This window comes from uncultured Duncaniella sp., from assembly GCF_910578445.1.
Classification (GTDB): Bacteria; Bacteroidota; Bacteroidia; order Bacteroidales; family Muribaculaceae; genus Duncaniella.
In genome coordinates this window covers 1-23,615 of sequence record NZ_CAJTQC010000015.1, presented here as the reverse complement: position 1 = coordinate 23,615, position 23,615 = coordinate 1, and the positions used below count along the sequence as shown (strand labels likewise).

Sequence of the window (23,615 nt, the reverse complement as noted above, 5' to 3'; positions counted from 1 at the left end):
AGCAACAACAATGAAAAATTTTCTCAAATATACATTAGTGGCTCTCGCGGGTTCCACTCTCGGCCTGACTTCATGCGGTCTCGACGAGTATAACCCCTCGGCCGGCAATGAGACCGTCAACTCATTCGAGACTTGGAAGGGTCTTGCCACTTACTGCTACTCACCGCTCGCCACACAGCTCTATAGCGTCTATGACTTCCTGAGCGTGGCCGAAGGCGGAACTGACATGTGGCTCTGCCCCTCGGGTAATCGCGACTATGCGAAACAGCTCATCTACTACGACGGACTCACCACCAACACCAACGCCTCCAACAAGCTCTTCAAGCAGGCATATACCACAATTCCGTCCTGTAACTCTGTGATAGCCAATGCCGACAAGGTAGTGGGTGGCACAGAGGAAGAAAAAGCCAAAATCGTGGCCGAGGCCAAGACTCTCCGCGCTTTCTACAATCTCCTTCTTGTCACCTACTACGGACCCGTGACCCTCACCAATCAGGAGGTAGGCAACATCAACACAAGCCCTGTCCGAAGCACAGTTGAGGATTTCTATAAATCCATCACAACAGACCTAAAGGAGGCTGCCGAAGCCCTCGACAATACTCCCGTCGACGGCAACTATGCCCGTGTCACCAAGAAGACCGCCCTCGGCATTCTGGCCCGTGCCTACGCACAGGGCGCTGGCGAAGGTCTTCAGGAGGACGGCAAATCATACTGGCTGCGTGCCCGTGAGGTTGCCGAGGATATCATCAACAATTCCTCTGCCTACAACGTCTATCTCTATGACAACATCGACGACCTCTGGGCGCAGGAAAACAACCGAAACAACAAGGAGGCTCTCTTCATTGCATCGGGAGCCAACGCCACGCTTTCGGAGATGAAAAACTACTATGTGAAGAACAACCTCTTCACATACACAATCTGTAACCCCAACAAGCTCACCGACCTCTACACAAGGAGCGATAAGGGTAACTACTATCTCGGACGCACAAACAACAATACATTCGCACCCTCGAAGTATTCGATTGATGTGTTCGACCCCTCATGGGACCGCCGTTGGGAAAACACTTTCATGACTGCCTTCGGCATGTTCTCCATGACAGACCCCGCCCACCAGTGGGTAGGCCCGTATGCCGGCACTTGCGTCACAATCACTCCTCCCATTGTCAAGAAGTATGGCATCAACTCCAAATTTACCGGCAAGAAAATCTATCCGTACATCGATATGAAAGTGGTCGAGGGCGGAGCCTACAACCAGTATGTACCCTCAGGCGTGTGGCCAAAGGGTGAGACCTCCGGCAACCCCGACAAGCTCTTGCAGGTCAAGAACGCCTATGTTATTGACTATCCCGTGGCTCTCGACGACAACCGTTTTGCTATCGTGATGTCAAAAGAACCCCGTACTCCCGAAGAGAAGGCCCAGAGCCAGTATTTCACTCTCAATATCGATGACCTCTACGGCAGCAGCGAATACTCGACCGAATTCAAGACCGAGCAGTTTGACGGCACAAACTCTTATCAGCTCTATCCCTCGCTGATCAAGTTCAACTGGTGCTACGACGGTTCATGGGGCAGCGCTCTCAATACAAAGAACGGCGACATGATGATTATGCGTACAGCCGAAATCTATCTGATTGCAGCAGAGGCTTGCCAGCAGCTCGGCGATCCGTCAGCGGCTGCAAGATATCTTGAGCCCCTGCGCATACGCGCTACCCGCCCCGGAGCAACCACTCCCGCACTCGGAAATGTCACCGAAGATGTCATCTTCGATGAATACGCACGCGAAATGGCCGGCGAGCTCAACCGCTGGGCACTCCTCAAGCGCCACCATGCTTTCGAAGCCCGTCTGGCTAAATATAACGAACGTGCTGCCAGATTCTTCAACCCGGACAGACACTATCTCCGCCCGATTTCGGCTGACTTCCTCAACCAGATTGACAACAAGAACCAGTACGGTGACAACGGCTACGGCACTATTCCCGGCAAAGGTTTCTAAATCCAACCAGACAACTATAAAAATCCCCGGCCTTTCGGCCGGGGACTTATAAACCGATAATAGCTTATAATTCCTAATAAAAAATTACTATGAAGAAAATTTTACTCTTCTCAGCTGCGTCAGCCTTGGCTATCGCCGCTACCGCCCAAACCGTTATTGTTCCTCCTACACTCGCTGATGCTCAGGCAGCAGGCTACGAAGCTCTCTGGGGTGACTACAAGTACGGCTATGTACTCCCCAATGAAACTCAGCTGGTTGACAACGAAGCTATCAAAGTCGTTATGAACAACGCAAGCTCAGCCAAACCCGGAGCAAATATCAGCATGTCAGGCATCAACACCACTTTGTTTGACCGTTCGTTCCAAATGGGTTCTGCCGCAGGTTATGGCTCAGCCGATCCCATCTATGCCCTTGAAGCTCTTTCTGAAGGCATCAAGCAGCCCTATGCTATCTTTACAGTAGAGGCTAAAATCGGTGGCGAACTGGCATTGTTCTCAAACCGTGGCTCGAACAAGTACACCATGTATGTATGGGATGCCACTGTTAATGAAGAAGTCGGAGCATACGTCCTCGCAAGCTCATCGCACATAACTGACACTAAGACCATTATCAGCAAGGCCACTGTCGGTCTGACCGAAGGTCACAAATACTATATTTTCGGCTCTGAGACAGGTGCTAATATCAACCTCTATGAGATGGTATATACCCCCTACTCATCAGAAAAATACTCAGTAACTGAATTTGACGCATCAAAGTTCTCAACCGTTATTGTTCCTCCGACTCTGGACGACGCTAAGGCTGCAGGCTATGAAGCACTCTGGGGTGACTATAAGTACGGCTATGTAATGCCTAACGAAACAGTGGTTGCCGACTCTGAAGACCTGAAAGTAGTGATGAACAACGCCAGCACTGCCAAGCCGGGCGCAAATGTCAGCATGACAGGTATCAATACCACACTCTTTGACAGAGCCTTCCAGATGGGTTCTGCCGCAGGTTATGGTTCTGCCGATCCCATCTACGCTATTGAGGCTCTCTCTGAAGGCATCAAGCAGCCCTATGCTATCTTTACCGTAGAAGCAAAGAAAGGTGGCGAACTGACATTGTTCTCAAACCGTGGTTCAAACAAATACACCATGTATGTGTGGGATGCCACTGTTAACGAAGAAGTCGGAGCATACGTCCTCGCAAGCTCATCGCACATAACTGACACCAAGACTCTTGTCAGCAAGGCCATTGTCGGTCTGACCGAAGGTCACAAATACTATATTTTCGGCTCTGAGACAGGCGCTAACATCAACCTCTACGCTATGGGCTATAACAACTACAGCTCACCCAACTACGGTTACAACGGCAACTCAGAGACAAGCGGAATTTCCGACGTGATTATCGACGCTAATCCTCAGTCAGATGTAATCTACAACGTTCTTGGCCAGAAAGTCGACGAAAACTACAAGGGTCTCGTCATAAAGAACGGCAAGAAATACATCCAGCGATAACAAACGGCAAGGATGAATATCTTCGGATGAAAAATCCGAATTCAGGTCTTGAAAACATCGATAAAGATGCCACACCTGAAAACTAATCAGATATCAAAATCAATTCTCTTAATATTTACATGACGTAATAATGAGTATCCCCCGCCACTGCGTGAGCAGCGACGGGGGATTTTCTTACCCTCAGGCAAGCAAAACGACAATCAATAAAAGTTTATCTCTAAAATAAGGGATAGAGTAGCCCGGATTGAAGTATGCACCCTACGTATATCCTGATTTCATCTCCTATCGCAATTCCATCGGCTCTGAATTTCTCAAAATTCAATTCATTTTTTTGTTTTTTCACCAAATTTTATCTTATAATTTGGATTTCACAAACTTTAATGACTAATTTTGCAACATAAACAATAATCACCTATAAGGTCTGAGACAATATGCAGTCCGTCACGACAACTGTTGACAGTGTGGTCATCATACCCACCTATAACGAGAGGGAAAATGTTGCCGCCATCATCGAGGCAGTCTTCAGACTGCCCCGAAAATTTGACGTTTTGATTATTGATGACAATTCGCCGGACGGCACGGCGGATATTGTCAAGGAACTACAGCTTACACACACCGGCCGTCTGCACATGATTCAGCGCAAGGGCAAACTCGGACTCGGGACTGCCTATATCGCCGGCTTCAAATGGGCGCTTGAAAACGGCTACGAATACATCTTCGAGATGGACGCCGATTTCTCCCACAACCCCGACGACCTTCTGAAACTCTACGAGGCCTGCGCCGTCAACGGTGCGGATGTCGCCGTCGGCTCACGCTATGTCACGGGGGTCAACGTGGTCAACTGGCCTATGGGCCGTGTGCTCATGTCGTTCTACGCATCGCGCTATGTCCGCATCGTCACAGGAATGCCGATCAACGACGCCACAGCCGGTTTCGTATGCTACCGCCGCAAAGTGCTCGAAACTCTCCCGCTCGACCATATACGCTTCAAAGGCTACGCATTCCAGATCGAGATGAAATTTCTCGCCTATAAATACGGATTCAAGATTGTCGAAGTTCCAATAATCTTCGTAAACCGTGTGCTCGGCACATCAAAGATGAGCTCCGGAATATTCAGCGAAGGCTTTTTCGGAGTCCTCAGACTGAAATGGTCAAGCCTATTCAACAAATACGAACGCAAGGACTGACATACTTAATACTTAATCCTTTGTACTTGATACTCTGTACTTTGTACTTGATAATTGCTCCTTAATACTTGATATCCATGGCAGCCACCCTGCTCCATAACGCCGAAATCGTCAACGAAGGCCGACGCTACAGAGGATATGTCCTTACCGACGGCCAACTTATAGTCCGCACGGGCGAAGAATCAACCCTCCCGGCCGACGGCCCGGACTCGCTCTCTGCACTCCGACAGAAAGCCGACACAGTGATCGACTGCCGTGGAGGCATGCTGCTGCCCGGAGTAATAGACACCCACGTCCATTTCCGCGATCCGGGACTTACCGAAAAAGGCGACATCGAGACCGAAAGCCGCGCAGCAGTGGCAGGAGGTGTCACATCATACATCGACATGCCCAACACGCGGCCTGCAACTGTCAGCCGCCAGGCCGTCAACGACAAAATCAGACGCGCATCGGAGGTCTCGGCCGCCAACTTCGGATTTTTCATCGGTGCGACCAACGACAACATCTCCGAGCTGCTGTCCGCCGACTACTCGCGCGTGGCAGGCGTGAAACTTTTCCTCGGCTCATCGACCGGCAATATGCTTGTCGATGATAACTCGACACTCACTGAGCTGTTCGACAAATCGCCTGCCCTCATCGCCGTCCATGCTGAAGACGAAGCCATCATCCGCGCTTCGCGCGACCGCCTGCTCGACGAATGCGGAGGCACGATTCCTGTAGAGCGCCATCCCGATGTCCGCCCGCGTCAGGCATGCATCGAAGCCACACGCAGAGCCTTCGGACTCGCACGCAAAACCGGCGCGCATCTCCACATCTGCCACATCTCCACAGCCGACGAGCTAAGCCTCATCAAAGAGGCCAAGGCTGAAGGCGTAAACGTCACAGCCGAGACCTGTCCGCAATACCTCCTATTTGACCGCAACGACTTCGACCGCCTCGGAGCACGCATCAAGTGCAACCCGGCAATCAAAGAAGCCTCCGACCGCATAGCGCTCCTGCGCGAACTCCTTCCCGGAGGATGTATCGACACCATAGCCACCGACCATGCTCCCCACCTCCTCGCGCAGAAAGAGGGCGACGCACTGACGGCCGCCTCCGGCATGCCGATGGTGCAGTTCTCACTCCGCGCCATGCTCGAACTGCTCGACACCGACCCCGAACTCGAATCCGTAGGGCCTGAACGCATCGTCGAGCTAATGAGCCACAATCCGGCACGGCTGCTCGGCATCGACCGCCGCGGATTCATCCGTGAAGGCTACTATGCCGACCTCGTAGTCCTCAACCCGGACAATCCCTCGGACCGACCTGTCAAAGTCACTGACAGCGATGTCGCAGGCCGATGTGGATGGACTCCACTCGCAGGCGTGTGCCTGAGCCGTAAAATACGCATGACCATGGTTAACGGCATCCCGGCCTACAGCGAAGGCATCTTCGCTGAGCCCCACGGACAACCACTCCGCTTTGACGGAGCGGAAAAAGACTGAGCCACGCCAAGGCTCGGGACCTACAACCGGTGATTTTTTTCAACCATGAATAACATATAGAAAACCTTGTAAATTTAACTTCACACATTATGTTAGACAAGACCAATGTCAAGACCCTCGACAAAGTTGTTGTCCGCTTCTCCGGTGACTCCGGCGACGGCATGCAGCTTGCAGGCAACATTTTCACAAATGTATCCGCAGGGTTAGGAAACAAAGTGTCAACCTTCCCCGACTATCCGGCCGAAGTACGCGCACCCCAAGGCTCACTCAGCGGTGTGTCAGGCTTTCAGGTAAGTGTCGGAGTCGATGTCCACACTCCGGGCGACCTCTGCGACGTACTTATCGCCATGAATCCTGCCGCACTCAAGCAGAACATCCGTTTCCTCAAGCCCGGCGGAGTCGTGATAGTCGACATCGACTCGTTCAAGGAGGCCGATCTCAAGAAAGCACTCTTCGAGACCCTCGACCCCTTCAAGGAACTCGACATCAAGGCTCAGGTAGTGGAAGTGCCCGTCACCTCGATGACCAAAGCCGCACTCGCCGAGTCAGGACTCGACAACAAGAGCATCCTCAAATGCCGCAACATCTTTGCGCTCGGCCTCGTCTGCTGGCTCTTTGACCGTCCGCTCGAAGGCGCACTCCGCATGCTCAAAGGCAAGTTTGCCAAGAAACCAGCCATCTATGAAGCCAACGCCAAGGTTATCGAGGCCGGCTACAACTATGGCAACAACATACACGCCACCGTCTCGACCTACCGCATCGAGACCGAAGAAGCCGTCCCCGGTGTCTACACCGACATCAACGGCAACACCGCCACCGCATGGGGCTTCATCGCCGCATCGGAGAAGAGCGGACGCCCCCTCTTCCTCGGCAGCTACCCCATCACCCCTGCGACCGACATCCTTCAGGAACTTGCAAAGCGCAAGGACCTCGGCGTGAAAGCTGTCCAGATGGAAGACGAAATCGCAGGTGTCTGCTCGGCAATCGGAGCATCGTTTGCCGGACACCTCGCCGTAACCTCCACATCAGGCCCCGGTCTCGCGCTTAAGAGCGAAGGCATCGGCCTCGCGGTGATCGCCGAACTTCCGCTGGTCATCGTCGACGTGCAGCGCGGCGGTCCCTCGACCGGCCTCCCCACCAAGACCGAGCAGACCGACCTCATGCAGGCGCTCTATGGCCGCAACGGCGAATCGCCCCTTGCAGTCGTGGCAGCCTCCACTCCGACCGACTGCTTCACCATGGCATTTGAGGCAGCCCGCATCGCCATGGAACACATGACCCCCGTCATCCTCCTCACCGACGCTTTCATCGGCAACGGCTCGAGCGCATGGCGCGTCCCCGAGGCTTCGGAACTCCCCGAAATACATCCTCCGCTGCTCGCCCCCAACGCGGTCGACGAAGCATGGCAGCCATACACCCGCAAGGACGAAGACCTCGTGCGCTACTGGGCCATCCCCGGCACTGAAGGTGCGATGCACCGCGTCGGCGGTCTTGAAAAAGACTACAACACAGGCGCAATCTCTACCGACCCCATCAACCACGAAAAGATGGTCATGGCCCGTCGCGAAAAGATTGCCCGCATCGCCAACGACATCCCCGCTCTCGAAGTCCTCGACCCGAAGAATGCCGACACCATCCTCGTCGGCTGGGGCGGAACATACGGACATCTCCGCACTGCCGCCGGCGAGCTCTGCGCCGATGGCAAGCCCGTGGCCTTCGCTCACTTCAACTACATCAACCCGCTTCCCGCCAACACCGAGGAAGTGCTCAGCAACTACAAGACCGTAATCGTAGCCGAGCTCAACACAGGCATGTTCGCCGACTATCTGCAGGCACGCTTCCTCGGTCTCAACATCAAACGCATCAACAAGATCCAAGGCCAGCCCTTCCTTGTGAGCGAAGTAGTCAAAGGTGTAACTAAAATCATGGAGGACTAATAATCATGGAACAGACACAGTATACCCCCGCCAACTATAAGAGCAGCCAGTCAGTGCGCTGGTGTCCCGGCTGCGGCGACCACGCCATCCTCAACTCACTCCACAAGGCCATGGCCACAGTGGGCGTGCCTCCCCACATGACAGCCGTCATCTCAGGTATCGGCTGTAGCTCACGTCTCCCCTACTACATGAACACCTATGGCTTCCACACCATCCACGGACGTGCGGCAGCCATCGCCACAGGCTTCAAGGTAGCGCGCCCCGACATGACCGTATGGCAGATTTCAGGCGACGGCGACGGTCTCGCAATCGGCGGTAACCACTTCATCCATGCAGTGCGCCGCAACATCGACATCAACATGCTTCTCTTCAACAACAAGATCTATGGTCTCACCAAGGGTCAGTATTCCCCGACCAGCGACCGTGGTTTTGTGTCGAAGTCTTCGCCCTATGGCACAACTGAAGATCCGTTCATCCCGGCCGAACTCGTATTCGGCGCACGCGGCAACTTCTTTGCACGCAGCATCGACGTGGAGCTTCAGATTTCGCAGGAAGTGCTCGTAGCCGCTGCCCGCCACAAGGGTGCGTCGGTTGTCGAAATCCTCCAGAACTGTGTGATTTTCAATCACGGCATCCACAACTTCATCACTGACAAGGAGCACCGTGCAGAGCGCACAATCCATCTCGTCCACGGCGAGAAGATGCTCTTCGGCAAGGATAAGGAAATGGGTCTCGTCCGCGACGGTTTCCTCCTGAAAGCAGTCAAGGTCGGTGAAGAGGGCTACACAATGGACGATGTGCTCGTGCACGACGCCCACACTCAGTCAAACTTCCTCCACCAGCAGCTTGCCATGATGGACGGTCATGACCTCCCGCTTGCACTCGGCGTAATCCGCGACGTTGACTCTCCCGCCTACGATCAGGCTGTAGAGGAACAGGTGGCCGAAGTCCGTGCCCGCAAGAACTTCAGCTCGCTCCGCGACATGGTCCTCGCCGGCGAAACTTGGACAGTGGAATAATCCGCCCATATTCCGCCCGTTAACAATCCCACTATAAACACACTCCCCGGTAGCATACTTTAAAGCTACCGGGGAGTGTGTGGTATTTATACGGATATTTTACCTGAAAAGGTGCAAGAGGCTCATTGTCAAATTCTATCGACAAGTCGAATGGTAATAGGGGACGGAGTTGCCACGTTAACATCTATTATATATTACAGGGCGATTTAGGGTTGAATTTAGTCTTTATTTGCTATATAGCGCTTTATTAAATGATTTTTCACAAATCATGTGGAATTTTTAAATAAAAATTATTTCACATTCGAAAAAATAGCAGTACTTTTGGGGGCTGAAATGCGACGCACACTTTCATCACAAACCACAGTGCGGGCATCCTAAGTCAGAAATAATTAAATATAACCTTAATAATTTACTATCAATTAGTAAGTAAACAACCATCATGACTAAATCTACTGTAAAACCCGCCAACGGTAAGCTTGGCGTACTCGTAGTAGGACTTGGAGCAGTTACCTCCACCTTCATGACCGGCGTCCTCATGGCCCGCAAAGGTCTCGCAAAACCTGTCGGCTCAATGACCCAATACGACAAGATCCGTGTCGGCAAGGGAGCAGACAAAAAATATCTCCACTATAAGGACATCGTTCCTATGGCCGATCTCAACGACATCGTGTTCGGCGCATGGGACGTTTATCCCGCCAACGCCTACCAGAGCGCTATCTATGCTAAAGTGCTTCAGGAAAAGGACATCGAACCCGTGAAGGACGAACTCGAAAAGATCGTCCCCATGAAGGCCGCTTTCGACAAGAACTATGCAAAGCGTCTCGACGGTGACAACGTGATGGGCGACAAGACCCGCTGGGAAATGGCCGAACAGCTCCGCGAAGACATCCGTAACTTCAAGAAAGAAAACGGAGTTGACCGCGTGGTTGTCCTCTGGGCCGCTTCAACCGAAGTCTATGTTCCGGTTGACGAAAAAACCCACGGCACACTCGAAGCTCTCGAAGCTGCAATGAAGGCTGACGACAAGGAACACATCGCACCTTCGATGTGCTACGCATACGCAGCCCTCAAGGAAGGCGCACCCTTCATCATGGGCGCACCCAACACCACTGTTGACATCCCCGCAATGTGGGAACTCAGCGAGCAGACCGGCATGCCTATCGCCGGCAAGGACTTCAAGACCGGCCAGACTCTCGTGAAGTCAGGTTTCGCTCCCATCATCGGCACTCGCTGCCTCGGCCTCAACGGATGGTTCTCAACCAACATCCTCGGCAACCGCGACGGTCTCGTGCTTGACGAACCCGCCAACTTCCGCACCAAGGAAGTTTCAAAGCTTTCAACCCTCGAATCAATCCTCGTACCCGAAGACCAGCCCGACCTCTACAACGCAAACTGCGGCGGTGCTGAGGAAGGCGGCCACCAAGGCTACTACCACAAGGTACGTATCAACTACTATCCCCCGCGCAACGACAGCAAGGAAGGCTGGGACAACATCGATATCTTCGGATGGATGAGCTATCCCATGCAGATCAAGATCAACTTCCTCTGCCGCGACTCAATCCTTGCAGCTCCCCTCTGTCTTGACCTCGTGCTTCTGAGCGACCTCGCAGCACGCGCCGGCCGTCACGGAATCCAGCGCTTCCTCAGCTTCTTCCTCAAGAGCCCGATGCACGACTACACCAAGGGTGAAGTGCCTGTCAACCACCTCTTCCAGCAGTATACTATGCTGAAAAACGCTATCCGCGAAATGGGTGGCTATGAGGCTGACGAAGAAATCGACTAAACATCTATTCATCCATATTTGGCAATAAAAAAGCTAAACCGTAATGAAAAAATAACGGGCTGTCGCGATGACAGTCCGTTATTTTTATATCATTTAGAAGATTACATCATTGATAATTGCTTTCAATCTCAACGAAAGAGTCAACTGTAGGAGACCCGAATTCAATGGCTCCCATTTCTTCGTTGGCATTTATGACCATATTGTATATGTAGTGGCAACCCGGAATCCAGTTTGTCAGCTTGCTTGTCGAGAGCGGGAATTTCATCAGGCCATCACGGTTTGTACTACCCTCAGAAATATTTTCAGGAGGAGTATTTTCATTAGGCCAAAGCTTGTCACCGGTCTTTGCATCATAGATTGACCCCATGACTGTAATATATGTATCATTTCCACTTCCGTTTGATCTCCATACAAGAGGCTGAGGCATCATGTATTGCGAGCCAATTCCATCGCCATGCAAAGTAATGTCAATCGGGGTACTGGTCAACTCAATAATCTCACCTTGATCCTGAGACATGTGCAAAATATAGCCCGTACGCGTATTCTGGTCTGTCCATTTCCCAATACTATTTTCCGATACAGCTCCGGGGGTAGTCGTTTCCGATGGAATTGTCTGCGAAGTAGAGACCTTTGGGAAATTAAAATTACCACGACTCATTATATTAGTCAGTACGACGTTTGTTACTTTAACCTTCAAGTTTTCATTCGTAGAACTCATTTTAACCGTCACCTTTGATAATGCATGTCGGAAATTAAATACCACTTGAGCATTGGGTGCATCTGTATTACCTGTAAGATCAGGGCTAACAGCATAGACAATATCTTCATCTCCCGGGTAATTATAATACGGGACCGGTTTTAGAGGGCCTGATTCCCCTACCCACGCAGGAGCAAAAGCGTAGAAATCCACAGTCTGATCTGCAGGCCAATACTTTATGGGCGAATAGGTCCATGTGTTATTATCGCTTTTGGAAACGGTCACATTGTCCATAAAAAGCTCGGGCACACCATCTGTCCTGGTATAGGCATATACGTAGAAGTCCTTCAGGGTGTTGGTCGTAATATCACCGGCACGGGACGCAAGCTCCGTGTTAGCGGCAAAACGGATGGCATTTGATGCTGAGACGGAGGAGTCAATGCCTGGCGCATCATTATCAGAGCAAGAGCAAAAACCTAATACGGAGATGCCCATAGCAGCCATGAGATAGAAATGTTTATTCTTCATATAAGTAAAAATTTAAATCCGATATAACAAAACCGAGAGCTACCCTCAGGCAATGACGGAATCAGTGTTAATGTCAATAATTATTTCGTGCCATCCATCGACACCGACATCAATACCGACATCGTCGTCAGATGAAGGTGGCAGATCATCGTCGGGTATCTCCAGTCCGTCTACTACAATAGTAACATTCCGAGGATTGGAACTGTTCAGCACCTGAGAGGAAACATCAAAACGCTTGGCAAAAGTCTTCCCGTCGGTGCGGGTGACGGTTACGGTCAGCCAATATTCAAACTCTCCTTTAATCGAACCGAAGCCTGTCGTGACACCGCTCATCTCAGGCTGCTGCCCGAGAGTGGATAGCTGCAAAGATTCGCCGACAGTATGGCCTGTAGATTCATTGCTGACAAGCTTCATCGCCGACGCAATACCGTCAATAGTAGCCGAGGCCGAACGGACAAGCGACATGCCGTCAATATCGCGAACAATAACATTGTAGATTGTCGATTCAAGTCTGGGGTAGCATCTTATGAGTCCTTGCGGACAATTCTTATCACAGCCCTCATAATCGAGATATTCAACTCCGCAGACTGTCACATCGACGAAATCGACCGTCGCGACATAGAGCAGCCCCGGAGCATATACCAAAGTTTTTCCGGCAAAGCGAGCATTGGCCGTGAAACCTTCATAGGAGTCTGTATCCGAATAGTCAATCCTCGGCAAGTCATTATTGAAGGCAAGAAGGCGATAAGAACCATAAGGCAACTCCACCTTGCCTCCGTCGCGCCCGGCAATGTCAAACCGCCATATACGCCCGTCGGAATTCACAGGAAAAAAATAGAGTGTCATTCCATCAGGCATAGCATCCTCGGCCTCGTCCCACATAAATTTCACATTCAACACCCGGCTTCCCCCCTCAGGACAAATTATAGCAGAATGACGGCAGGACTGCAATATCAATGAGACGACTATTGCAGCCATGACAATGCTCCCCAGGACTGACAGTCGAGGAATCAAACAGTTAGAAGCATAAGCAAGAGCCCGATAAATAATATGGCGGAAACGCGGTTTCAAAATGCAACAGTTATTTACATTTAATAAACAATGTCATCTGCAATTAAGTTTCCGACCGCTATGAGGATTATACTCATCCATATTCTGCCGCAGCGTCAAAACATGGACATGCCTTGGGTGCAAATTCATAGTGGGAATGGACTGTAGCACCGGGGAAGCGTGATTTAAGAGTGGCTATGAGGCGTTTAAGAGCAGCCTTCTGCGCCTGCGTACGTGTGTCGGCCGGAGACCCGTCGGCCGCAGAGAGCCCACCGACATAAACGACCCCGATGCTACAGGAGTTCTGACCGTAGCAATGCGCTCCGGCCTCAGACTCATCTCTCCCGACAAGAATCCGGCCGTCAAGACTGACTACATAGTGATAGCCTATGGTGCGGAATCCACGGGCTTTATGCCACAGGGTGATTTCAGCGACAGAAACTTCCCTGCCGGCATGGGTCGCGGTGCAATGAACGATGATTTTTGTGATTTTTCTCATAGTCTTCTTTTCGTAGTATCAGATTATTGCACAAAAATACGCACCTTTCCGACGCGGAAAGGTGCGATAATGCAAAATATAGCCTTAAGATTTCTATCTTACGATTTCAATACCAAGCTGCTCTATGCCCTGAAGAGTGTCGACACGCATAATATGCCGCACATCAACATGACGGGTAAGATCAATCACCGTCTGCGGACTGACCGTCACCTCCCGCTGATAGGAGGCTCCAAATCCGCTTCCCAGCCATCGGCCATAGACATCGGCAAGCCGTATGTCGAGCGTGTCACGCACAAGACGGTTATTGGCTGTATGGTATGTAAGCTCAAGCCATATATTGGAATAGCGGTAGGCATTGCTGTGGCGCAGAGCCACTTTAAGCGCGGCGTTGACAAGCGAGTCATTGTCAAGAAGGGAGGTATCGGCCGGCAAAAGGGAGACTGTATCGGCATAGACCCAGCCTTCAGGAGAGATGTTTGCCCAACGGCTGTAGTCACGCTGTCCTCCCTCACAGCCTGCAAGGAAGAGAATGACAAACGAAGCTATGCAAAATAGAAGCGAGCGCATTATTCCTTAGTGTCATTATTCTCACGGAAAGCCTTTGGAATGCGGCCGGACCGCTGGCCGGAGTCAGATGGCTGCTGAGGTTTCGGCTGCTGCGATGGCTGTTCCTTGGGTTGGCGCTGTGGCTGTCCGTTGGCGGAGCTTGAAGCATCGCGTTTGCGATCGTCGGATGGCTGTTGCGGCTGTTGCGGCTTTTTCGGCTTGTTTTTCGGACGAGGCTTACGTTCGCCACCGGCATCCTGTCCGGCTTGAGCGGACGAATTTTTGGCAGATTCCGATTTTGAAGGCTGAGCCTCTTTTGGCTGCCGCTGCTCCTTGGGTCTGTCGCCCTTAGGCTGATTGGGCTGCTGAGAGGCTTCAGGCGCAGAAGCCGATGACGATGACTTCTTTTTACGCTTTTTCTTCTTAGCTTTGTCGAAACGGGTCAGGTCGTCTTGCGATGCGAGATCAATCGGACGCCCCTTTGCTCCGGGCTTCTCGTCGCCTTCACGCATGAGAGTTTCCGGTTTCTCTCCGCGACGGTTCATATCGATTACCTCAAACGCACGCGCAGCATCAATGGTCACGAGATTGGCAGCAAGCTGCTTGTCGGTGGAATAGGTTATCTCTTTCTTGAAAATATCAGTCTTGAAATGATAATAGGTATTGTCAAGCGTTTCAAGACGTATTTCACGTCCGGGCATCTGCTTGGCGCTTTCCACATAAGTGTCCACTTCGAAATTGAGGCAGCATTTAAGCTTGGCACATTGCCCGGCAAGTTTCTGGGGATTAAGCGAGATGTCCTGATAACGGGCGGCGCTTGTGCCGACCGAAACAAAGTTGGTCATCCAGCTCGCACAACAGAGCGGACGGCCACAAGATCCGATGCCACCGATGCGTCCGGCTTCCTGACGCGCACCGATCTGCTTCATCTCGATCCTCACCTTGAATGTATCGGCGAGAACCTTGATGAGCTGACGGAAATCCACGCGCTCATCGGCTATATAGTAGAATATAGCCTTGTTGCCGTCGCCCTGATACTCCACATCGCCAATTTTCATGTTGAGATGGAGCGATTCGGCTATTTTGCGTGCACGGATCATCGTGTCGTTCTCGCGAGCCTTGGCCTCCTCATATTTATCAAGATCCGCAGGCTTGGCCTTACGGAATACACGGCGAATCTCGGCATCGGGCTTCACATTGACCCTGCGCATCTGGAGGGCGACAAGTTTGCCGGTGAGTGTCACCGTCCCGATATCGTGGCCGGGAGAAGCCTCGACAGCCACCACATCGCCCGGGGCAAGGTCGAGATTGGTCGAATTACGATAGAAACCCTTGCGGGTGTTCTTGAACTGCACTTCGACAATATCGAAGTCAGTCATGCCTCCGGGAATATCCTCCAGCCAGTTGAAGCAATGAAGCTTTCCCCGGGGGCAACGGCGGTCTTTATCTTCCATTACGCAAGCCCTCCTTACTTAGCAAAGCTGACGGAGCGGGTCTCGCGGATGACGGTGATTTTGACCTGTCCGGGATATGTCATCTCGTCCTGAATGCGGCGCGCAATCTCGCTCGAGAGTTTTTCGGTCTCGACATCATCAATCTTGTCGGCTCCTACAATCACACGCAGTTCACGACCGGCCTGAATTGCATAGGTCTTGATTACACCGGGATATGACAGAGCGAGCTGTTCAAGATCGTTAAGGCGCTTGATATAGGCCTCGACAATTTCACGGCGTGCGCCGGGACGCGCACCTGAAATGGCATCACACACCTGAACGATTGGTGCAAGAAGCGATGTCTGCTCGATTTCGTCGTGGTGAGCACCGATGGCGTTGCAAATCTCGGGTTTCTCCTTATATTTTTCGGCAAGTTTCATGCCCAGGAGTGCATGGGGCAGCTCGGGCTCTTCGTCGGGAACTTTGCCTATGTCGTGGAGCAGTCCTGCACGACGGGCCTTCTTCGGATTGAGGCCAAGCTCGGAAGCCATGATTGCACAGAGGTTTGCTGTCTCGCGCGAGTGCTGAAGAAGGTTCTGGCCGTAGCTTGAACGATATTTCATCTTGCCGACCATACGGATAAGATCGGGATGGAGGCCGTGGATACCAAGGTCGATAGCCGTACGCTTACCTGTCTCGACAATCTCTTCCTCTATCTGCTTGCGCACTTTGGCCACCACTTCTTCAATACGAGCGGGATGTATGCGGCCGTCAGCCACAAGCTGATGGAGCGCAAGGCGGGCAATCTCTCTGCGGACGGGGTCGAAACCAGACAGCACGATGGCTTCGGGGGTATCGTCTACAATAATTTCGATACCTGTAGCGGCTTCAAGAGCACGGATATTACGACCCTCGCGACCGATGATGCGGCCTTTGATCTCGTCGCTGTCGATGTGGAAAACCGTAACAGAATTTTCAATCGCCGTTTCGGTTGCAAGGCGCTGAATCGACTGGACCACAATGCGTTTCGCCTCCTTGTTGGCAGTCATCTTTGCCTCGTCCATTATATCATTGATATAGGCGCTTGCGGCAGTTTTGGCTTCGTCCTTAAGCGAATCGATGAGCTTTTCCTTTGCCTCCTCGCTTGAAAGCCCGGAGATGTGTTCAAGAGTGTCCTGAGCAGTGCGGCGCAGACGGTCAAGTTCTTCCTTGCGCTGCTCGACCACCACCATCTGGGCCTCAAGATTCTGACGGGTCTGTTCGTTTTCGTTTCGTGCACGTGCGTTTTCGCTCTGCTGCTGATTGAGCTGAGCCTGACGCTGCTTGATTTTGGACTCTTCGCTCTGTATGCGGGAAAGACGCTGATTGGCCTGCTTTTCGGCCTCAGTCTTGATTTTCAGTTCCTGCTCACGAGCTTCGAGAAGCTTGTCTTTCATGATGACCTCGGCTTCACGGTTGGCATCGTCGATTATAGTCTTGGCGCGAGAGCGGGCTGTGGCACGCTGCACAGCGACCATTATCGCAATTCCGATGGCCGCTCCGATGAGCGCCGCACAAATGTAGAATAATATATCCATAAGTTAGGAATACGGAATAAAATATGTGATAATATAAATAAAAAGCACGGCCATACACCCGGCTTCTCCCTACCGCGGCATCCCGCAGTGTGATGACAGCCTCAAAGAGTGTTGAGCGTGCGTGAATTCGTCTTTTCAGCAAGGGAACTGCCAAAACAGAATCCCCTTTTATCGTAGTTTAGGCCAACAGAGGTTACTAAGGCACTCTTGCCACATTGCCACTGTCGGGAGTGAGTTCAAAAAGCATCTTGTCGAGGCTTTTTTCCAGTCCGGATAAGGTTTTGTCAACCCTATCCGACATTTCCATCGCACTGAAATAAAGCTGGGCAAACCTGAATGTCACCATCGCAAGTATCTCAGAAGAGGACTTGTCTTTGAAATCATCCATAGCAGACCACTTCCGCCATAACTCATTGATATTGGCTTCGGCCCGTCTGACCACCTCCTCCTGACTGGCGGGAATGCGCAGCTGCATGCGAGGTTGGTCGGCTATACGGATTGATATATTAAGAATCTTATCAGTCATCAAAGGCTTAACTGGTTGATGCACTTGTCGATTTCGCGCACTAATTCAGCAAGCACGGCACGTGTGGCTTCAACGTCGCGATGGTCAGGGGTGAGAACTGACGCTACTTTCAGATATTCTATCTGCCGGTCACGTTCCTGAAGCTCCCGTTTCTGCCGGGCAATCACAGCCTCAAGGTCGTCAATGCGCTTAAGCGCATCGGCAAGAGCACCGCGCATGTGGCCGTAGCGTTCAACCATCAGGGCTGCTTTGGCCTCTATCTTATTTATTCTTTCTTGAAGGTTGGCAGCCATGCTTGTCTAAATTTTCACACAAAAGTAATAATTTATTCAGTAATCACGTTCATAGACATGCGAAAATTTAATCGGGACGAAGTTTGTTTAACATATTTTAAACATTAATTTCGCAATCGACCTCCATCTATCACGACAGGCCGAAGCGTACCCTCGACGAGTTAAATTTTTATAAAATAGTTTACTCGTAGAACTATTGTATAAAACATTGAAAATTACTATCTTTGCACCAAATTTGCATCCCTTAACGCGCAATGCAGCTATATGGGGGGTTATTTACACAACAACAACCTTATGAAAATCAAACCTTTTCTTTTTACGTTGCTTATGCTTGCCGGGGCTATGTGGGCTTCGGCGGCTATGACCGACGACCAAGTAGTTCAATATGTCAAGGCACAAATGGCCCTCGGCAAATCAGAGCAGCAGATTGGGCACGAACTCGTTGCCAAAGGTGTCACACCCGAACAGGTGAAGCGCCTCAAAGCCAAGTATGACGCCGGCACTCTTGAGACCGGCGACCAACCAGTCACAGCAGGCGAAGGCCGCTCACGCGCTCAACGCACTACCGGAGAGACAAGCGTGGTGTTCGAGGATGTAATCCAGAATCCCGAAGCAAACGCATCAGAGCCGACCAGCGTAAGCAAAATATTCGGCCACAAGGTGTTCAATTCAAGAAACCTGACCTTTGAGCCGAACGAAAACGTAGCCACACCGCAGGACTACCGCCTTGGCCCGGGCGACGAGGTCGTGATTGACATCTGGGGTGTCAGCGAGGACCACCTCCGCCGCACTATTTCACCTGAAGGAAGCATTATGATCGCCCAGCTCGGCCCGATCTACCTGAACGGCATGACAATCAATCAGGCAAACGATCATATCCGCTCGGCCTTCTCATCGAAATATTCAGGAGTTGACAACGAAGCGACCGATATCGCCGTGACACTTGGCCAGATGCGAACCATTCAGGTAAACATCATGGGTGAGGTTTCAACCCCCGGCACATATCGCCTCTCTCCGTTCTCGACAGTCTTCCATGCGCTCTATAACGCCGGCGGCATCAACGACATCGGTTCACTCCGTAACGTCGAAGTGCGCCGCAACGGCCGCAAGGTCGCAGATGTCGACATCTATGACTTCCTGTTCAACGGCAATCAGAAAGGCAACATCCGCCTGCAGGAAGGCGACATCATCATGGTTCCGCCCTATACCCAGTTGGTAAACGTAACAGGCAATGTCAAGCGTCCGATGTTCTATGAGCTAAAGCCGTCTGAAACCCTTGGCAAAGCAATCGAATTTGCCGGAGGCTTCTCAGGCGACGCTTATACTGAAATGGTACGCGTAGCCCGCCAGTCAGGAAAAGAGAAGGAACTCTACAACATCGCTCAAGCTGAATATGACAGCTACCGCCTTACAGACGGCGACATCGTAACCGTCGGAACTATCCTTGACCGCTACAGCAATCAGGTTGAACTCCGTGGTGCAGCGATGCGTCCCGGCCTCTTCTCGCTCGGTTCAGGCATCTCCACAATCCGCGACCTCATCCGCAGCGCCGATGGACTTGCCGAAGACGCTTACACCTCTCGTGCGATGCTCTATCGCGAAGCTCCCGACCTGACACTGGTCGCCGAATCAGTAGACCTCGGAGCTATCCTGAACGGAACCGCACCCGACGTGACTCTTAAGCGCAATGACGTGCTTATCATTTCAAGCGTAAGAGAAATCTTCGACCGTGGAGGATTCTCTATCAGAGGTAGCGTAGCAAACCCCGGCACATATCCCTATGCCGAAAACACCTCTATCGAGGACCTCATTCTCACAGCAGGCGGTCTTCTCGAAGGCGCATCGTATGCCAAAGTTGATGTGTCACGCCGAATTATCGACCCCATGTCGGTTACTTCTGACGCTCAAATCGCACGTACATATACATTCTCGCTGAAAGACGGCCTGCTTCTTGGCGATGACAACGAGTTTGTTCTCCAGCCTTACGACATTGTTGAAGTTCGCCGCAGCCCCAACTATGTTCCGCAGCAGTTCATTCAAATCGCAGGCGAAGTGACATTTGCCGGCGGATATGTACTTCAGGAACGCAACGAACGCATCAGCAGCTTCATAAAGCGTGCCGGCGGCCTCACTGCTGAGGCATATGTTCGTGGAGCAAGCCTCATGCGTAAGATGACCGAAGAAGAAAAAGTCGCTCGCGACGAGACACTGCGCCTTGCAAGAGGCTCGGCCGGTGAAGACTCTATCTCAATCGGTAAACTTCAGGTTTCAGATTACTACTCTGTCGGTATCGACCTTGAAAAAGCTCTTGCAAATCCCGGCAGCAACGACGACATTGTGCTCCGCGCCGATGACCGCCTATTCGTCCCGGAACAGATAAGTACAGTAAAGATTTCAGGCGATGTGATGGTTCCAAATACCGTTACCTACAAGCCGGGACTAAAAATCAAGGACTATATCAACCTTGCCGGTGGTTATGGCGACCGCGCCAATAAGAAAAGAGCCTTCATTGTATATATGAACGGTATGGTTGCACGAGCAAAAAAGAATACACCAATCGAACCCGGATGCCAGATTATCATCCCGTCGAAACCCGACAAGCAGGGATTCGACTGGACAAAGGCTCTCGCAATCGCATCGACACTCGGCTCGCTCGGCACAATGAGTGCAGCAGTCGCGACTATGTTTAAATAAAATTTCCACCTCTCATTATCCAATTATATTATGAGCAATGAAAATGATGCGCTTGTTCGCACCGATCACGACGAAGAAGAAATAGATCTCCTTGAAATCGCTGCGAAATTGTGGAAATCACGTCGTACCATATTTAAATATGCAGGAATTGGAGCTATTGTCGGACTTGTAGTAGCCTTCAGCATACCCAAAGAATACACTACGACCATCAAAATAGCGCCGGAACTTAGCGGAAACGCCACAGGAGGAGCAGGAAAACTGGGCTCCCTTGCAGCAATGGCCGGCATCAATCTCAACAGCGCAAGTGCAGGCGCAGATGCCGTTATGCCTCCGCTCTATCCTGATGTATTGTCTTCAGGTCCATTTCTTGTAGGGCTTTTTGACGTACCTGTGACAGAAAGCAAGACCGATTCCACCTATACCGTATATTCCTATATAGAGGATCACACATCCGGTACATGGTGGGGCTATCTTTTCAGCCTTCCAATTAAAGCTATCGGAGGAGTAGTTTCATTCTTCCGTGATGAAGAGGAGGGAGGAGACGGCAAAACCAATCCATTCCGCCTGACAAAAGACCAGCAGGAAGTCAAAGAAGCTCTGGCAGAACGCATCGTGTGTTCTTATGATGAAGAGACAGGCGTGAACACAATTTCTGTAACCATGCAGAATCCGCTTGTATCGGCTCTGCTTGCCGACACTGTGGCTGCACACCTTCAGGCCTTCATCACCGACTATAGAACATCAAAGGCTCGTCAGGATCTCGCATATGCCAACCAGCTTAACGAGGAGGCTCGCAAAGACTATTACGATGCTCAGCAACGCCTTGCCGACTACCTTGACCGCAACCAAGGCCTTAGCCTCCATTCGGCTCAAGTCACCCGTGAACGTCTTACAAACGAAGCTAATCTTGCGTTCAGCCTGTTCAACCAGACTTCACAGCAACTTCAGATGGCCAAGGCCAAGGTTCAGGAGACAACACCGGTTTATGCTACAGTCGAGCCGGCTACAGTCCCCATCAAACCGTCAAAGCCGTCAAAGCCAATGATTCTTATCGGATTCGTATTCCTTGGAGCGGTCATGGCTTGTGCCAAGATACTTTTCTCCGACACTATTGATTCGGTAAAGAAAATCATCACGCAATAACATCCCGCATCACACATCTATAATCGTGAACTTGAATCTTCAATCTTCACTATTACTTATCACGCTCGCAGCCACACCGGTTGCGAGCGCTGATATTGTAGTATTTGGGAATGACACCGTCGTCACCGACACCATCCCTCTCCAGCCGTCTGATTTTGACAAAATAATTTCAGCCATGACTGAATCTGTCACGCAGCAGGACACACAGGTTCTGAATACAACCCTCGACTACATGGGAAGCCTCTTTGATTCCGGCTTCATCGGCTTTAATAAAGCAGGCGCCCTATTCAGTAAAGGGAAAGCTCCTGACAGCGATGTGCATATAAACGTAAGCGAATTTGTCATGCCGGCAAGAGGTCCTATCACATCTGTTTTCGGGCCTCGCAAACGCAAACGCAAATCCAAGCGCAAGACAATCCGCATGCACAGAGGCATCGATATCGGCATCAGAAGGGGCGACATCATACGTGCCGCGTTCCCGGGCTCTGTCGCAACGACAGGCTATGACAAACGCGGATATGGCTATTATATTATAATGAGCCACCCCAACGGCCTGCAGACTTTATACGCCCATCTTGATTCTATAACAGTAGTCCCCACGACAACACTTAAAGCCGGTGACCCTATAGCCATCGGCGGATCGAGCGGAAACTCAACAGGCCCGCACCTACATTTTGAAACCCGCTATTGTGCACTCCCGATTAATCCTGAAAAAATAATCAATTTCCGGTCTGGTAAAATACATAGCGCTACATATATTTTCAATAAAGAAAAATTGCTTCAAGAGCAGGCTGCTGCCGTTGAAGCAGCTTCCCAAGCTCAACAATGAGGTCATTTTTCGGCTTTTTTCCACTTTTTTCAAAAAATATTAAAAAAAGTCTCCAAAAAATTTGCACAATCCAAAAATCATGCCTAACTTTGCAACGCTTTAAGCGAGAAAGGGCGCTTAGCTCAGCTGGTTCAGAGCGTCTGCCTTACAAGCAGAGGGTCGGGGGTTCGAATCCCTCAGCGCCCACCAAAGAAACCTATCTCGCTTTTAGATTTAAACCAATCGCGGAAGAAAGCCCTTGATTCTTCCAAAAATCATTTTTCAAGGGGCGCTTAGCTCAGCTGGTTCAGAGCGTCTGCCTTACAAGCAGAGGGTCGGGGGTTCGAATCCCTCAGCGCCCACCAAAGAAGAGGAATAGAGACAGTTCTATTCCTCTTCTTTTTTTTCATTTAATCCAAACCGGGTATAATGGGTCAGTAGAAAATCAGTGGGGATAAGCATAAAGGTTTGCAATACGGAAAAGGAAGAACTTCTTATCCATAACGCCTCTGAGATTTGCACGAAAGAGTTTTATTTTAGCATTGAAAGATTCGGCCATGGCATTTGAGGCCCTGTTATTGTAGAAGTTAAGGATCTCATCGTAATGTTCGTAGAATGTCGTGGCAATGACGTTGAAAGAATGAAAACCGGCCTCTTCGACCTTGTTGTACCATCGTGCCATGGACAGACGGGCGACATCCTTGATTGTGTTTTTCGAGAAGATCATCCTCAGGGAGTGGCAAAGTCCATATGCCTTCTTTATATCAGGATATTCCTCAAATAATATCGCTGCCCGCTGTTTCTGACGTTCAGTCCAGTTGTCGGCTGATTTAAACAGCAGATAGCGTGACCGGATAAGCAGTTCCTTTCCGGTATCTCCGTTGGGGTATCGGAAAGGGACATAGCCCTCTCCTTTCGATTT

The 23,615-nt window shown here is 51.1% G+C and carries 19 protein-coding genes and 2 tRNA genes; 12 read left to right on the top strand and 9 right to left on the bottom strand.

Going from position 1 to position 23,615, the window contains the following annotated elements:
• The first annotated feature begins 10 nt into the window (after nucleotides 1-10).
• From QZ311_RS07560 to QZ311_RS07530, 7 genes are all read left to right on the top strand, one after another.
• Nucleotides 11-1,993 carry a RagB/SusD family nutrient uptake outer membrane protein gene (locus QZ311_RS07560; RefSeq protein WP_297066200.1) on the top strand — a complete coding sequence of 661 codons (1,983 nt, stop codon included), beginning with the start codon at nucleotides 11-13 and terminating at the stop codon, nucleotides 1,991-1,993.
• A gap of 89 nt (nucleotides 1,994-2,082) precedes the next feature.
• A complete protein-coding gene (locus QZ311_RS07555) occupies nucleotides 2,083-3,489 on the top strand; it encodes a hypothetical protein (protein ID WP_297066199.1) in 1,407 nt (468 codons plus the stop codon).
• Between the two features lie 431 nt (nucleotides 3,490-3,920).
• The gene (locus tag QZ311_RS07550; RefSeq protein ID WP_297066198.1) at nucleotides 3,921-4,676 is read left to right on the top strand and encodes a polyprenol monophosphomannose synthase; all 756 of its coding nucleotides are present in this window, start codon (nucleotides 3,921-3,923) and stop codon (nucleotides 4,674-4,676) included.
• A 77-nt stretch (nucleotides 4,677-4,753) separates the two neighbouring features.
• Nucleotides 4,754-6,160: an amidohydrolase family protein gene (locus QZ311_RS07545; RefSeq protein ID WP_297066195.1), complete on the top strand. Its 1,407-nt coding sequence runs from the start codon at nucleotides 4,754-4,756 to the stop codon at nucleotides 6,158-6,160.
• An 89-nt stretch (nucleotides 6,161-6,249) separates the two neighbouring features.
• The gene (locus tag QZ311_RS07540) at nucleotides 6,250-8,097 is read left to right on the top strand and encodes a 2-oxoacid:acceptor oxidoreductase subunit alpha (protein WP_297066192.1); all 1,848 of its coding nucleotides are present in this window, start codon (nucleotides 6,250-6,252) and stop codon (nucleotides 8,095-8,097) included.
• A 5-nt stretch (nucleotides 8,098-8,102) separates the two neighbouring features.
• Nucleotides 8,103-9,116: a 2-oxoacid:ferredoxin oxidoreductase subunit beta gene (locus QZ311_RS07535; protein WP_297066188.1), complete on the top strand. Its 1,014-nt coding sequence runs from the start codon at nucleotides 8,103-8,105 to the stop codon at nucleotides 9,114-9,116.
• A gap of 439 nt (nucleotides 9,117-9,555) precedes the next feature.
• Nucleotides 9,556-10,899, top strand: a complete 1,344-nt coding sequence (locus QZ311_RS07530) for an inositol-3-phosphate synthase (protein ID WP_297066187.1) — start codon at nucleotides 9,556-9,558, stop codon at nucleotides 10,897-10,899.
• Between the two features lie 106 nt (nucleotides 10,900-11,005).
• On the opposite strand, the gene QZ311_RS07525 is transcribed toward QZ311_RS07530, so the two are convergent.
• The 8 genes from QZ311_RS07525 to QZ311_RS07490 form a co-directional block, all read right to left on the bottom strand.
• Nucleotides 11,006-12,124, bottom strand: coding sequence for a fimbrillin family protein (locus QZ311_RS07525; RefSeq protein WP_289870739.1), 1,119 nt, complete (start codon nucleotides 12,122-12,124; stop codon nucleotides 11,006-11,008).
• A gap of 45 nt (nucleotides 12,125-12,169) precedes the next feature.
• The gene (locus QZ311_RS07520) at nucleotides 12,170-13,102 is read right to left on the bottom strand and encodes a DUF5119 domain-containing protein (protein WP_297066181.1); all 933 of its coding nucleotides are present in this window, start codon (nucleotides 13,100-13,102) and stop codon (nucleotides 12,170-12,172) included.
• Between the two features lie 166 nt (nucleotides 13,103-13,268).
• On the bottom strand, nucleotides 13,269-13,673 hold the full coding sequence (locus tag QZ311_RS07515) for an N-acetylmuramoyl-L-alanine amidase (RefSeq protein ID WP_297066178.1): 405 nt from the start codon (nucleotides 13,671-13,673) through the stop codon (nucleotides 13,269-13,271).
• A 93-nt stretch (nucleotides 13,674-13,766) separates the two neighbouring features.
• Nucleotides 13,767-14,240, bottom strand: a complete 474-nt coding sequence (locus QZ311_RS07510) for a gliding motility lipoprotein GldH (protein ID WP_297066174.1) — start codon at nucleotides 14,238-14,240, stop codon at nucleotides 13,767-13,769.
• Nucleotides 14,240-15,673 carry a regulatory iron-sulfur-containing complex subunit RicT gene (ricT, locus tag QZ311_RS07505; protein ID WP_297066171.1) on the bottom strand — a complete coding sequence of 478 codons (1,434 nt, stop codon included), beginning with the start codon at nucleotides 15,671-15,673 and terminating at the stop codon, nucleotides 14,240-14,242. The genes QZ311_RS07510 and ricT overlap by 1 nt, the downstream gene beginning before the upstream one ends.
• 14 nt (nucleotides 15,674-15,687) lie before the next feature.
• Nucleotides 15,688-17,229, bottom strand: coding sequence for a ribonuclease Y (rny, locus tag QZ311_RS07500; RefSeq protein ID WP_297066168.1), 1,542 nt, complete (start codon nucleotides 17,227-17,229; stop codon nucleotides 15,688-15,690).
• A gap of 196 nt (nucleotides 17,230-17,425) precedes the next feature.
• Entirely contained in the window at nucleotides 17,426-17,755 is a 330-nt protein-coding gene (locus QZ311_RS07495) for a cell division protein ZapA (RefSeq protein WP_297066165.1), read from the bottom strand.
• Nucleotides 17,755-18,048 (bottom strand): hypothetical protein, encoded by a 294-nt coding sequence (locus QZ311_RS07490; RefSeq protein ID WP_297066162.1) that lies wholly within the window; start codon nucleotides 18,046-18,048, stop codon nucleotides 17,755-17,757. The genes QZ311_RS07495 and QZ311_RS07490 overlap by 1 nt, the downstream gene beginning before the upstream one ends.
• Nucleotides 18,049-18,342: 294 nt before the next feature.
• Between QZ311_RS07490 and QZ311_RS07485 the strand changes: the two genes are divergently transcribed.
• From QZ311_RS07485 to QZ311_RS07465, 5 genes are all read left to right on the top strand, one after another.
• Nucleotides 18,343-20,742, top strand: a complete 2,400-nt coding sequence (locus QZ311_RS07485; RefSeq protein WP_297066159.1) for an SLBB domain-containing protein — start codon at nucleotides 18,343-18,345, stop codon at nucleotides 20,740-20,742.
• A gap of 30 nt (nucleotides 20,743-20,772) precedes the next feature.
• On the top strand, nucleotides 20,773-21,885 hold the full coding sequence (locus QZ311_RS07480; RefSeq protein ID WP_297066156.1) for a Wzz/FepE/Etk N-terminal domain-containing protein: 1,113 nt from the start codon (nucleotides 20,773-20,775) through the stop codon (nucleotides 21,883-21,885).
• 25 nt (nucleotides 21,886-21,910) lie between these two features.
• Nucleotides 21,911-22,714, top strand: a complete 804-nt coding sequence (locus tag QZ311_RS07475; RefSeq protein WP_297066153.1) for a M23 family metallopeptidase — start codon at nucleotides 21,911-21,913, stop codon at nucleotides 22,712-22,714.
• 111 nt (nucleotides 22,715-22,825) lie between these two features.
• Nucleotides 22,826-22,903: transfer RNA gene (locus QZ311_RS07470), tRNA-Val, on the top strand.
• Between the two features lie 77 nt (nucleotides 22,904-22,980).
• Nucleotides 22,981-23,058 (top strand) — tRNA-Val (locus QZ311_RS07465).
• 80 nt (nucleotides 23,059-23,138) lie between these two features.
• Here the strand turns inward: QZ311_RS07465 and QZ311_RS07460 are convergent.
• Nucleotides 23,139-23,615, bottom strand: a 477-nt coding sequence (locus QZ311_RS07460) for a transposase (protein WP_297066151.1), incomplete at its 5' end; no start/stop codon positions are given.